The following is a 13,499-nucleotide window of genomic DNA, read 5'->3' as shown; positions in this document are numbered from 1 at the left end:
CTGTTAGAACAATGGGAAGCGTTATAACATACAAAGGTGAAATAGTTGACACCTTATTTCCTTTCAGATCCATCGACTTCATAACATGTAAATTTCAGCTGTATTCCATCAATAATATGGCTATATTACAGATATATTTTAGACATATCCACACTTAAAAAAGGATACAAGAAAAGACACTGATTTTATGCAGTGCCTTCCAATCAACATTAGCTTTGAATTACTTTTCAAAATAACATTTATACCAACCGTCTTTCCCTAAAATATTTAATAAATGGGCTATTCTTACCTCATCAAATACTGGCATTCCATCAGCAATTACGGCACCCCCTATATCCAATCCATTAATCGAAATAGCAAACTTCCCATGAATCGGAAATATGAAATCACCACTTTTCGCAAAGTAGAATTTACCTTGTTCTGCTGAATGTAATTCTTTCACTGTAAGGTGCTTTCTCATTAGTGTTTTAACTATACGGGCATCTGTATTTATCATTGTTTTCATTTGTGGTGGTCTCCTTTTTGGTTGCTTTTATTGTTGCTACAACCCATCAACAATCTTTCCTGTCGATTCAGACCACACTTATTTAAATAATTTAACAGCTGCTTCTTAATTACACGTTAAAGAATATTACATAAGTCCCGTTCATTTTTTGTACACTTAACAATAGCCAAACTAACAATAAACAATTTTAAAAGATTAATGACAACAAAAGATTAAGTTCAAAGGCTTGCTTACGCCTTCTCGCTTCACTCGAAGATGTTGAAATACAACTTTTACTGATTTTTTTAATCTGCTGAACAATTCTACCGTACTACTTTTCAGATTCCCTTTTCAGATTACTACTTTAGTTTTCATTTTAGCGTGGAAGTGCTTTTCTTCCACGTGCGAAGCATCTTCTTTTTTCTTTTTTATACTCGTCTCTTTTAAAGGAAATCTGCTACAAACCCAGTCATATCAAGGGTTTCAGCAATCGTTTACTAAGCAGTGAAAGTAAAGATTCTTTTCAACATCAAATTACTTGTCTGAATTTCCCCATTTCCTTGTTTAAAGGGATGAAGAAACATTTACGAAATCGGGGGAATACCACCATGAATCTAATCAATTCAGTACGACAACTGAACACACCAACAATCAAAGTCATTGATTCAATTATGGGAAGTGGGAAATCCAGTTGGGCTATCCATCATATGAACAATGCACCAGCACGGCAAAAATTCATCTACATAACACCATTCACGGATGAAGTGGAACGTATCATTTCAGATTGTATCAGTAGAGAATTTGTTCAGCCATCAAATGAAGATGGCACAAAACTTGAAGATATTAAACGCCTGATTTCTGAAGGTGCTGATATTGCTTCAACTCATTCGTTATTCCAGCGTGTGGATGCGGAACTATTAGACTTATTAGCAAGCGAAAACTATACACTTATTTTGGATGAAGTAATGAATGTAATTGCACCATTAGAAGAATATACAAAGTCCGATTTACGGCTATTATACAGTGAAGGAATTATAAAGGTGGATGATGGGGGTTTTGTACGCTGGAATAAGCCTGAATACGATAGCGATGACGGTTATTTCACTAAAATACGCAACCTTGCTAACGCTGGAAATTTGATGATGTATGAGAATGATGAAGGGCAACCCGTTGTCTTGTATTGGACATTTCCAGCAGAATCTTTCCATTGTTTTGATGAAATTTATTTACTGACATATTTATTTGATGGGCAAATTCAACGGGCATATTTTGACCTGTTCAGAGTTCAATATAATTATCATTCTGTTGCCAACATTGAAGGCACATATCAGCTAACTGAATACAACCAATATCACAACGAACAGCTTGCACATATCAGGGACAACATTAATATTTACACACCTTCACCAGCTGATAGAAAGGATATGAACAAAGTTGGCGATAAGCGTATAGATTTCAGCATGAGTAATTTGCGAACAAGAACCAAACAAACAGCAATAAAAAAGGTACTCAAAGATAACGCTTATAATTTCTACCGCAATAAATGCAAGGTTTCAACGGATGAAGTCATGTGGACAACATTCAAAGAATTTCAAGATACATTAACACCAACGGGTCTGAAAAATTCCTTTGTTTCCGTGAATTGTAGGGCTACCAATCAATATCAAGATAAATCTGTATGTATTTATCTAGCAAATCGTTTTATGAATCCAGTAACAAAGAATTTCTTCTTTAAGCATGGCGTTCAGGTTGATGAAGATACTTTTGCCCTTTCTGAATTGCTTCAGTGGCTGTTTAGAAGCCGTATCAGACATGGGCAACAAATAAACGTATATATCCCATCAAAGCGTATGAGAACACTTCTGACTGACTATTTGGAAGGGGACTTGTAGTATGGCAAATAGCATATATAACGTAAAACTCACTGATAAGGATGTTTACAAAATCCTATATCTAAACAAGGTTAAAAAGCTTCTTCCTTATCAGATAGAAAAACAATTTCCAGTATCAAAGGCAACAATTAAAAAAATCGTAAATGGCAAAAGCAGAAAAGACTGTTACTATTCATTTATGGACTACATGGAACGCCATCCAAGAAAAATAAAGAAGCTATTTCCTGACCTTACACAACAACAATTAAACGGTATGGAAAAAGAGTCGAAGGGGAAATCTGAAGGATAGGATATTCAAATTCCAATAAGCCCACCGTTTCAAGAAAGCCCATCAACTAAAGGTGGGCTTTTCTTATTTTTCCAGGTTTTTCTACCCTAAATTTACCTCAATAATACAATTAACACCAATGCCCTATCAGCTATGCAATGTGTGGTAAAAATTGTGCCTTGCGATACAGTTGCAAAATGAATACCATTAACATTGTTTGTAGAAAGGTTTGGTGAAAATATATGAATTTAAAAACTGCTAAGGAAGTTATTAAAGAACTACATGTAACAATGAAGTCAAATATGAGTTCAGAAGAAAGAATGAACTTGGAGGTTTTACTTATTGAATATTATGTAGACGAAATAGTTAAACAAGAAAGCATAGAAACACTTCAAGGAACAGCTTTAAATTAAAATCCCATATTGCGATAAAAAAAGCATTCTATATACTTGTTTAAAAAGGGGAACGAAGGTGGCTGTTAATGGTTGATAACAAAAATTCTTTATACGGTGAATTATCGTTAGAAATGTTAGCAGGGTTTTATTATCATATTAGCAAAAATATAGAGAATGGAATTTTGTCTAATTCTATGTACCACGAGATAGATTTAATTAAACAAGTAGCTAAAAGAAAAGGTGTCTCATTGACATACTTATATAAGCAGGGTTCACTTCTAAAATGATATATTAAGTGTTATTCCATATTTCCACATTCATAAATAATACATTTCAAACCCAAGCTAATATAGGGTGATAGCAAATGCATGATACCGTTTTTTATTTAAAATCCTTAAATTCTCCACATGGAATAGGAATATTATTCTTAACTGGAATTGGTCTAATCAGTTTATTGTGCTAGTGGTTATATAAAGGCGTAGACAAACAGAACTAATGTTTTCCCATATACAGACTCCAAAAGATTGATTTTACGGGCATATATTACTTCCGAGTAACTTAAAACATGCCCGTATGATTCTGTATTCTTGCAATTAACGTATCAACAACTTTTTCGGCTGGTAAAGCGTGTGGAAGTGCTTGAACGTATGAAAGGGTTGTTACTACTTCCAGCGTTAGAAATGGCGACACTGAAGCAAGTTGCAACGTTTTATGATGTTAGCGAAGATGTAATTAAATTTTTAGTTCATAATCACAAAGACGAAATTATTTCAGACGGGTTTGTCACATACAGGAAAGATGAAGTTATTGATTCTTTAAAGGTAGATGTTCTATCTTTTACAAACTGGTAGAGGGAAAACAATCGTTACAGTGTTAGGTGGGGGTGAAATAACTATTCCTTCACGTGGCTTACGGCTATTTCCAAAACGTGCGATTCTACGTGTAGGAATGCTATTGCGAAATTCAGAAATTGCAAAGGAAGTTAGAACACAGCTATTTCCGATGGCTACACAGCCAAAAATGGTAAAGAATTAAAAGAGTTCATGCAATAATCATAAAAAACAAAGTCGAGTTCCAGTATGTTAAGGAATCGACTTTTCTTATTGAATCTTATTGAATTAAAGCACTTGTTAGTTGAATAATAAATGAATCTTAAATTGCTTTAATAATCTCTACTCTATTTCCAAAAGGGTCTCTAAACTCAAAACGTTCAAAATTTGGAATTGGTACTGAATCCAATATTTTTATATCATTTTCCACCAATACTCTCCTCCAATATGATACATCTTCTACTTGGTATGCTAAGTGGGCTTTCGTTGTTAATCTATCAAAGCCATCTTCTGTTCCTACATGTATCTCTTTATCATCAACTTGTAACCAAAAGCCCCCTCTCCCTTGAAGTGAAACGGGCTTTTCAATTTCTTCTAATCCTAACACATTACAATAAAATTTCTTACCTTCTTCTTCAGCACCTTTCGGAATAGTTATCTGTGCATGATGTAATCCAAGAATCATATAGATACCCCCTGAGTATTAAAACTATTTCTTTTCATTATTATAGTACTAAACGATATATATAAGTAAATAATGGAATATTTATGTAAATTTATAATTATTTCTTATTAAAATAACTGGGCAGTTTAGTTGAATAGCAACAACAGCCATAAAGAAAGAATCGTAAGGAACTTAAAAGCCCTTCTGATTCCATTTAACAAACTCGGTTTTTGCAAATATACTGTCTATTGGTCCATCATCATTTTTTATAAACAGACTGTCTAAATGGTCTTTAACTTTTGAATACTCCTTTATCAGTGCTATTCCCATATAAGTTTTAATAAATTGGTTGACTAACTGATGCTTGTTATAGCGATTTTCATTTTTTTCATAAAAATCAGCCATCTTACATCCTAATTCAATTGGGTATATCTTCATAGAATTTTGTCCACCGTCTACTAAAGTAACGCAAAACATAAAAAACTTTGTCACTTCACCAGTAAAATACTCCAGCTTTTCATCTGTAACTTTATCCAACATTTTCACTCCCACTCACCCATAATAGATTCCCTAAAGATATATCCTTACAGGTAGATACTTCTCTTTTAATCTGTCACTTGTACTAATTTATCTTCAACTACTTTCAATACAGGACTTTCAAATGCTTTACGTATATACTCGTAATCTTCTTTTAATTCATCAAATGATTCAGCAGGCATTATTTCACCCCACGCATAAGGCTTATCGTTTTCATCATAATGAACTTCACATATCTCAAAGTATGGTTTGTTCTGTTTATTAGTAAATTCAACAACTCTATAATTCCAGTACATAAATGCCCTCTCCTTCATAAATAAAAACATATACACCTATATCTTAATTTGAATCCTTAATGAAAGTACAATCTTATTTTTCTAACATTACGTTATATCGTATAACGATAGTACATGAGACAAATCGACTGCACAACTTTGTCACAATTATAAATCCACTTCATTAAATCTCACTTTCAGTAAAATAACTCTTTACAGTTTTAACAGTTCCCTTCACCATGAAACCGAGATATGGAAAACGGCTGGTGCAAAAAATGATTGCCTACGTTTCAGAAAACTAAATTAATAGAATCTGAAACATAGACAAACATCTGCATTATGTATTTTCATGAAACGTCAATTATGGTTTCCGTATGTATGCCCTTGTTTAAATGCGTGATTTCTCACAATACACCTACTGCACTACTATTGCCCCCATGAGTTCATACAATCCGTTAAATAGCGTTCTTGCTATAAAACGTTAATACATATCCAACTATTGTGGAACTCTGTAAAATCGTATTCTATGGTGTATCTTGCGTTGCCGTAACAACTCAATACTTCCACTCCTGACCGATTATGTGCGTCAACCACATTCAGATACCCAAGCCAACAAGGAAGCTTGTAGTGGTATCCTAGACGTTTGTGTGCATCGGAAACGTCATAACCTGTCAAGTTTAGTTTTAATTGGTGTTACTAGGTTTCCACCAACGAGTTTTTGCTAAAAAAGGCAATAGCAAACTAGGCCTTTGCTTTTTAACTTTTTTTCAAGTAAAATAAAGGCAATATAACTCATATTCAGTTATCGATTGTTGGTCGATTTGTTAATGGGTTCGCACTACTATGTCGCAAAACATATAGTGCACTTCTTCAAGAGGGTGTTCCTAGCACTCTCTTTTTTCTTTTTATAGTCGTACTTTGTTTAAAGGTGACTTTATTCTCCCTATTTGTAGTATGGTTTCTTCTTCTAATCCTCGTAAATAGTTAGACGTAATTTGGGTATCATAATGCCCCATTAGACGGCTAAGGCTATAGATGTCTGTACCATTCCTTAATTGCTTATGTGCGAAATAATGGCGACAATCGTGTGGTGAACACCTTACTTCTTTCCTAACACCAGCATTTTTACAATGTTCTTTCAGAATTTTATTTATCCTTGACCTAGATAACCTTTCAGCTGATTGGTCTAAGAAGTAATAGTCTGCTATCTCTTCAGGATGCTTATTTTTGAATCGTAACTTTTTTAACGCTTCGTACTTCCGCATATATCTTCTCATAATACGTGATACATAAATTAACCGTTGTTTCGAACCTTTACCGTGAATGACGATGTGCTTACTAGTAATGTCTTGTACTTTAATGTCGCACAGTTCGCTAACACGGATGCCTGTATCGAATAAAATGATAAGAATTAACTTGTCACGTACATTTGAATACGTATACTCCTTTACATCACGTAAAATCCGTTTCACTTCTTCGTCATTAAAAGTATGAATGACTTTACGTTCCTCTTTTAAGTTCTTAATCCTTCTCATTGGATTATCCATTTCATCAAGAAACTCTTCTGCTACTAGGTCATTAAAAAACACCCTTAGCGTGGCTATACTACCGTTGATTGTAATTGCCTTCTCTTTACCTAACTCCTGACAAAAACGAATGTATCGCTTAATATGAATGGTTTTAACGCCTTCAATTTCAGTGATGTTAAACTGTTCTTCCATGTAGTCTTTCCAGCGGTTTAAACGATACCTACAAAGTGCAATATATTCCTTCTTCCGTTCCTGAACCTGTTGATTCAATTCAAAATCATCTATCAGTTCCATAATTTTAACCAATAAAAAAAACTCCCCCCTATTTTAGTCGCTGAAACTAAATAGAAGAGAGTTTAAATTTACATATAAATAGTTGCACGTTAGAAGTGATTTCACTAACTAAGAACACAAGATAAACGTTGATACATCAACATTTACAGCGTATAAACAACCTTATAATTCACAAGGTTATTCCCACTCAATCGTTGCAGGTGGCTTAGATGTAATATCATACAGCACGCGGTTCACATGTTTTACTTCGTTTACTAGGCGGACAGAGATTTTCTCTAATACATCCCAAGGAATGCGTGCCCAGTCTGAAGTCATACCGTCGATAGATGTTACTGCACGGATACCGATTGCATAGTCATACGTACGTGCATCACCCATTACACCAACTGAACGGATATCAGGTAATACCGTGAAGTATTGCCAAATGTCACGATCAAGGCCAGCTTTTGCGATTTCTTCACGTAGAATGAAATCAGATTCGCGAACGATTTCTAATTTTTCTTCTGTTACTTCACCAAGCACACGGATACCTAATCCAGGACCTGGGAATGGTTGACGCCAAACGATTTTTTCGTCAAGTCCAAGCTCTAAGCCTAGCGCACGTACTTCATCTTTAAATAAAGTTTTCAGTGGCTCGATTAGTTGGAATTGCATATCTTCCGGAAGACCGCCAACGTTATGGTGTGATTTGATTGTTTGCGCAGTTGAAGTACCAGATTCAATAATATCTGTGTAAAGAGTTCCTTGTGCTAAGAAATCCATGCCTTCAAGCTTAGATGCCTCTTCATCAAATACATAAATGAATTCATTGCCGATAATTTTACGTTTTTTCTCTGGATCAGAAACGCCAGCAAGTTTGTCCATGAAGCGTTTACGTGCATCGATTTTAATAAGATTCATGTCAAAGTCTTCTGTGAATGTTTTCATTACTTGTTCAACTTCACCTTTACGGTTTAAGTTGTGGTCTACGAACATACAAGTTAATTGATCGCCGATTGCTTTATGGATTAACACCGCTACAACCGATGAGTCTACACCACCAGAAAGTGCGCATAATACTTTTTTATCGCCAACGATTTCACGAATTTTAGCAATTTCAAGCTCAATGAAGTTTGCCATTGACCAATCGCCTTTCGCTTCACAGATATCGAATACGAATTGACGTAATAGATCATTACCATATACAGAGTGACGTACTTCTGGATGGAATTGTACTGCATATAGTTTACGTTCAACGTTTGCCATTGCAGCAATCGGACAAGATGCGCTAGTTGCGATGACTTCAAAACCAGCTGGAACTTCTGTTACATGGTCACCATGGCTCATCCAAACGATTTGTTCTGTAGGTAACTCACCAAATAATTTGTTTGGTGTTGTTACTTGAATTTCAGCTTTACCATATTCGCGTGTTTCAGCACCTTCAACTTTACCGCCGTTTGTATGTGCCATTAATTGCATACCATAGCAAATACCTAAAATCGGTAAACCTAATTCGAAAATAGCTGGATCCACATGGAAGGCATTTTCATCATAAACAGAGTTTGGACCACCTGAGAAAATAATACCTGTTGCGTTCATATCTTTAATTTCTTCTGCAGTTACTGTATGTGGATGCAATTCACTGAAAACACCAAATTCACGAATACGACGTGTGATTAATTGGTTAAATTGGCTACCGAAGTCTAGTACAACGATTTTTTCTTGCTCTTTTAATAAAGGGCTAGCTGTCAAAATTTCCACCTCTTCTATGATTTTTAAAGGATATTTTCATTTGTTCAAAGAAAAACGCGAAGAAAGTAAAAAAACTTTCTACGCGTTCATAAGCTCTAGAATATTGATAAAGGCGAATGCGTAGCAAAGTAAAGTGATTTACTATACTTTTCACCTAACGAAAACATCCGCCTTCATAGAGAAACCATTTATGGTGATTTCGTAGAAACATCCGAACCCTATTATCGAACTTATATGAAAGCAATCCTTGCATTTAATTTTTTTCATTTTACTCTTTGTCTACGTTAAAATCAACTGATAGTGCGATTGATTAAATATTCCCAACTTTCTTTCAGCTTCACAAAATCAACATCCTCTTTGTCTTTCCCATAAATATGTTGCTCGTAGACTACCGTCAGCTTTTGCATTTCATCTGTTTCTAATGCTGCATCTACACGCTCTGCGAATGCACTTAACGTTTCTCCATCATTTCTGCGCAAGCCAATACGAGATAATTGTTTTAGTAAAACATGGTAAGAAGAATCGAAATTTGACCAATCCGCTACTTTTTTACGGTAAGCCCGAACATGCATTTTTGGAATCCATGTTTTACGCTGTAAAAATAAAGAAATACCCGTGATTATTAATAATACAACAATTATCACCCAAACATAAGCAAACTTTTTCATCCATAACCATATTGCATCAAAGCTAAATGTTGAGTTCGGTTGTTCCTTCTCGGTTACCTGTTCTTGTGGTTGTGGCTGCTCAGGTTTTTGCTCTGGCTGCAATACTTCTTCCTCGTCAGACGTATCTAACGGGATATCATAATCAATGTTTACATTGCCGGTAAAACCGATTGTAGGTTCAAACTCCATCCATCCCGTTCCAGGTATAAAAGCTTCTACCCATGAGTGCGCATTGTCATTCGTGATGCGATATTCGCGTAGTCCATCTGACATAGGGCCTGCAGTTCCTGGAGCAAAACCTTTTACCCAACGAGCTGGGATCCCTACTGAACGTAAAAGTACCACCATTGACGTGGAGAAATTATCACAATACCCTACTTTTGTATCGAACAAAAATTGATCGACATAATCTTGATTTTCAGCAGGAATGGCGGCTTGCGTTTTATCGTACTTAAAACCATTTGTTCTAAAATAACTTTCTACAGCCTTAATTTGTTCATAAACGGTATCTTTCTTTTGCGTTATTTCAGACGCTAAGTCCCTTACACGTTGGGGAAGTTGGTTTGGTAACTGCAAAAATCGGTCAAATGAAGAATCCATTGTTTCAAGTGTTGCTGGATATGACAACTGGAGCTGCTCCATACTATAAACAGGCTCGCTATAAGACAATGAATAGTTTGATAATGATTTCGATTCCCCTACCTGTTGTTCTATATTCATTCTCTCAGTCTGCTCATCTTGAATAAATAAAGTGGAATCCTGAGCCGAAACAGAAAGCATACCATAGGTTTGAATTAAAAATGGCATTGGAACAGCAATATCTAATTGAATCTGACGTTCATTTTCGGGCGGCCCTACTTGTAAAGAAGTCAGAATGGGTGTATTTGACTCATAAACATTTTTCCCAAAGTTCCCCTCTGACACAATCCAGCCTTTTGACGTATACGTATCTTTTGTTTCAATACGCCAATAATGACGATCACGAGAAGAAGCAGTGAATATTAATGTATTATCTCCTTGGAATGGGCCACCTAGCTGACTATCATCTTGGCTATAACCAACTGATTTTTGACCATTTCCTTTTCCATCTTTTCCAGTAACCCCTTGGATAAACGGCACAGGATCTGCCCATGTTGGTCCTGTTTTTGGTAAAAAGAATGCTACAGAACTAACGAGCAATACGGATACTAGCATGGGAATAACAATTTCCCATTTCTCCATTACCGTACTTGTAGTTTCCACTTGAAGCCAAAGACGCTTGACAAAAAGTACCCCTGTCATGATTAATCCTAAAACAACAACTTTTACAATTGCGGCTTTACCATCATAGTCACTAAATGTATCCAAAGTAGCAATAAAGAATACGGTCATGGCAAAGAAATAGAATATATTTTTTCTCACCGAAACCCAATGGTGAATTAAATAAACTAGCATCCAAATCAACACAAGAAATAATACTGTTCTGAAAACATCTGAAACCTGTCCAAAATCACCTGTCAGGATCGTGGTCATGTTCCCTTTCCATTCAGCCAATAAAAAAGGTATAGTATCACCAGATAATACAGGACTAGGGCTATAGGTAAAAACAATAAACCATGTAATATAACCAAACTTCACTAATCCTGATAACAAAGGATGTACGCGGAAAAGACTTAGCGCTAAAGACATACCGATAAAGACTAAGAAAAGGTGCATCCCGCCTGTATTCGTTAATTGCATAATGGGAATAAGCCATTCTCGCAAAATGAAAAATACAATAACATACGCTATGGCTAATTCTAAAAATTCTCCTAATGATTGCTTCACGGTCTCGTCACCTCCGTGAATAAATGATAGAAATCTACTGGATTCACAAAAATAACTTGTATATGTTTATACCGCATCGTAAGCTCAGATTGCACTGGTGGCTGCTTGGCCACTACAAAACAAATACAGCTTTTCACTATATTTGCAAGAGTATGTAGTAATTCATCTGAAACATCACTTGTCACATAAAGCAGTGTTGCCACTTGCTTAAAGGCTTGTTGGTCATGGAATCGAAACTTTACATTCTCTGTAGGTTTTATCGCAGCTAAATGATACATGACCTGATCTAAATGCTTATCACCCTGTATAGCAGGGAATACTTTCGTCATTTCTCCAGCGGAAATAAATGATAATTCTCCACGCTCCTGAACGATCATCTGTAACATTGAAGCTACTAATTCCACTTTTTCTTCAAACACGGAGGATTTTGTAGCGTCAAGTACTAACATTAATTCAGATGATTGTCGATCCTCAAATTCCTTAGACTGCAAGGTTTGTGTACGTGCAAATGATTTCCAATGAATCCATGAAAAACGATCTCCCGGAACGTACTCTCTTAATCCAACAGCCATTGATGTGTCTTTCACAATAGAGTATGGTGACATCATAGGGCCAACATCATATTTTGTTTGAAGGGCAGCATATTTCATGTCTTGTATTCTTGGGTAAACTAAAATAGTTTGGTCCTTTTCTGCTACGACAACCTTTTTTGCCCAGCCAAAAAAGTCGTAGAAAACAATTGTAACGCCTAGGTAGCGATGTTCACCACGTGGCATATCTTCCAATTCATATTGCCAGCTAAAGTTTTTTTTAAATCCAACAAATTTAATGGCATTCGTATTTTGTATTTTAGCTTGCACTAATCCCTCACTATCCACAAGTTCCTCCATTACGATATAGGCAAATGGAAAACGTGTTTTACGTTCTATCGCAATGTGGACCTTCGCTGATTGACCTCTTTCAATATGAATCGGGTCAATCTTGCGTTCGATTAGTAAAATATCTTCTCTAACAATAAAGAACATGAATGCATATACTAAAAACGGACTAACCGTAAAAAATACAAACCAGCTTACAAATCCACCTTGGAACATTGCATAACAAAATGTTATGATCATCAAAAAAGCGATTAATAGGAAATGTTTACTTTTTTCTACAAAAGCTTTCCATCGCCTCATTGTTCTGCAAACCTCTTTGTCGGAACTGGTGTTTTGGCAATGATACGCTGGATAATTTCGTCTGCTGTCACGTTATCGTAGCGTGCATCTGGTTTTAAGACTAAACGATGGCTAAAAACAAATGGCACTAAATATTGAACATCATCAGGTGTAACATAGCTTCGCCCTTTCAAAAATGCGTAAGCTTGAGAAGCTTTCATTAGCGCTATTGTGGCACGTGGACTCACACCTAAATAGACATAATTATTTTCCCTTGTTAGTGTAGCAAGCTCCACCATATAATTTTTAACAGAATCTTTCACATGCACACCTTGAACAAGCTCCTGTAATTCAATTAATTGCGCTACCGATAACACTGCTTCGATTTTTTCAATGGCTTTACCATTCTCAGCTCTTCGTAAAATTTCAACTTCCTGTCCCCTAGATGGATAGCCCATTTTTATCTTTAAGAGAAATCGATCAAGCTGTGCTTCAGGTAAAGGATAGGTACCTTCATGTTCAATCGGATTTTGTGTAGCCATAACAAAAAATGGCTGATTGATCATCAGAGTATTCCCATCAATTGTAACAGAAGCCTCCTCCATCCCCTCTAATAAGGCTGATTGAGTTTTTGGCGATGTTCGGTTAATTTCATCGGCTAATACAACATCCCCCATGATTGGCCCTGGACGAAATTCAAACTCCATTGTCTTAGGGTTATAAATAGAAATACCGACTACATCTGATGGCAATAGATCTGGCGTAAATTGAATACGCTTAAATTGGGCATCAAAAGATTTTGCAAGCGCTCGCACCATCATAGTCTTTCCTACTCCAGGTACATCCTCCAACAAAACATGTCCCCTTGCTAATAGTGCGACAATACTGAGTTCAGCAACTTCTCTTTTACCAATCATTACTTTTTCTATATTTTCTAAAACATTCTGTATTTGAGCATTCATTAATCGA

At 35.8% G+C, this 13,499-nt stretch carries 15 protein-coding genes and 1 riboswitch; of the genes, 6 read left to right on the top strand and 9 right to left on the bottom strand.

The window, feature by feature from the left end; all coding sequences use genetic code 11:
- Positions 1-220: 220 nt before the first annotated feature.
- Entirely contained in the window at positions 221-505 is a 285-nt protein-coding gene (locus V1L66_RS03335) for a hypothetical protein (protein WP_333006908.1), read from the bottom strand.
- Between the two features lie 587 nt (positions 506-1,092).
- Here V1L66_RS03335 and V1L66_RS03330 point away from each other — a divergent pair.
- The 6 genes from V1L66_RS03330 (at position 1,093) to V1L66_RS03305 (ending at position 4,074) form a co-directional block, all read left to right on the top strand.
- Complete coding sequence (locus V1L66_RS03330; RefSeq protein WP_333006907.1) at positions 1,093-2,376, top strand: hypothetical protein; 1,284 nt, start codon at positions 1,093-1,095, stop codon at positions 2,374-2,376.
- A gap of 1 nt (position 2,377) precedes the next feature.
- Positions 2,378-2,665 carry a hypothetical protein gene (locus V1L66_RS03325; RefSeq protein ID WP_333006906.1) on the top strand — a complete coding sequence of 96 codons (288 nt, stop codon included), beginning with the start codon at positions 2,378-2,380 and terminating at the stop codon, positions 2,663-2,665.
- Between the two features lie 221 nt (positions 2,666-2,886).
- Complete coding sequence (locus tag V1L66_RS03320) at positions 2,887-3,057, top strand: hypothetical protein (RefSeq protein ID WP_333006905.1); 171 nt, start codon at positions 2,887-2,889, stop codon at positions 3,055-3,057.
- Between the two features lie 68 nt (positions 3,058-3,125).
- Complete coding sequence (locus V1L66_RS03315) at positions 3,126-3,326, top strand: hypothetical protein (RefSeq protein ID WP_333006904.1); 201 nt, start codon at positions 3,126-3,128, stop codon at positions 3,324-3,326.
- Positions 3,327-3,686: 360 nt separating this feature from the next.
- Positions 3,687-3,890, top strand: a complete 204-nt coding sequence (locus tag V1L66_RS03310) for a hypothetical protein (RefSeq protein ID WP_333006903.1) — start codon at positions 3,687-3,689, stop codon at positions 3,888-3,890.
- Complete coding sequence (locus V1L66_RS03305) at positions 3,865-4,074, top strand: hypothetical protein (protein ID WP_333006902.1); 210 nt, start codon at positions 3,865-3,867, stop codon at positions 4,072-4,074. Before V1L66_RS03310 ends, V1L66_RS03305 begins: the two co-directional genes overlap by 26 nt.
- A 117-nt stretch (positions 4,075-4,191) precedes the next feature.
- Here V1L66_RS03305 and V1L66_RS03300 read toward each other — a convergent pair whose 3' ends face one another.
- The 8 genes from V1L66_RS03300 to V1L66_RS03265 all read right to left on the bottom strand — a co-directional run bounded on the left by V1L66_RS03300 (position 4,192) and on the right by V1L66_RS03265 (position 13,492).
- A complete protein-coding gene (locus tag V1L66_RS03300; protein WP_333006901.1) occupies positions 4,192-4,554 on the bottom strand; it encodes a VOC family protein in 363 nt (120 codons plus the stop codon).
- Between the two features lie 171 nt (positions 4,555-4,725).
- A complete protein-coding gene (locus tag V1L66_RS03295) occupies positions 4,726-5,070 on the bottom strand; it encodes a hypothetical protein (RefSeq protein WP_333006900.1) in 345 nt (114 codons plus the stop codon).
- A 68-nt stretch (positions 5,071-5,138) separates the two neighbouring features.
- Positions 5,139-5,366 (bottom strand): hypothetical protein, encoded by a 228-nt coding sequence (locus tag V1L66_RS03290; RefSeq protein ID WP_340822189.1) that lies wholly within the window; start codon positions 5,364-5,366, stop codon positions 5,139-5,141.
- 884 nt (positions 5,367-6,250) lie between these two features.
- The gene (locus tag V1L66_RS03285; RefSeq protein ID WP_333006999.1) at positions 6,251-7,180 is read right to left on the bottom strand and encodes a tyrosine-type recombinase/integrase; all 930 of its coding nucleotides are present in this window, start codon (positions 7,178-7,180) and stop codon (positions 6,251-6,253) included.
- Positions 7,181-7,345: 165 nt separating this feature from the next.
- A complete protein-coding gene (gene guaA / locus V1L66_RS03280) occupies positions 7,346-8,899 on the bottom strand; it encodes a glutamine-hydrolyzing GMP synthase (RefSeq protein WP_036076059.1) in 1,554 nt (517 codons plus the stop codon).
- A 156-nt stretch (positions 8,900-9,055) separates the two neighbouring features.
- A riboswitch (purine riboswitch) is annotated at positions 9,056-9,157 on the bottom strand.
- Positions 9,158-9,189: 32 nt separating this feature from the next.
- Complete coding sequence (locus V1L66_RS03275; protein WP_333005913.1) at positions 9,190-11,373, bottom strand: transglutaminase domain-containing protein; 2,184 nt, start codon at positions 11,371-11,373, stop codon at positions 9,190-9,192.
- The gene (locus tag V1L66_RS03270) at positions 11,370-12,551 is read right to left on the bottom strand and encodes a DUF58 domain-containing protein (RefSeq protein WP_333005912.1); all 1,182 of its coding nucleotides are present in this window, start codon (positions 12,549-12,551) and stop codon (positions 11,370-11,372) included. The genes V1L66_RS03275 and V1L66_RS03270 overlap by 4 nt, the downstream gene beginning before the upstream one ends.
- The gene (locus tag V1L66_RS03265) at positions 12,548-13,492 is read right to left on the bottom strand and encodes a MoxR family ATPase (protein WP_016994773.1); all 945 of its coding nucleotides are present in this window, start codon (positions 13,490-13,492) and stop codon (positions 12,548-12,550) included. Before V1L66_RS03265 ends, V1L66_RS03270 begins: the two co-directional genes overlap by 4 nt.
- Positions 13,493-13,499: the final 7 nt, after the last annotated feature.

Source organism: Lysinibacillus sp. IITD104 (assembly GCF_036698265.2).
GTDB lineage: Bacteria > Bacillota > Bacilli > Bacillales_A > Planococcaceae > Lysinibacillus > Lysinibacillus boronitolerans.
Note: the sequence above shows the minus strand (reverse complement) of the source record. Positions and strands in the feature narration are given on the sequence as shown.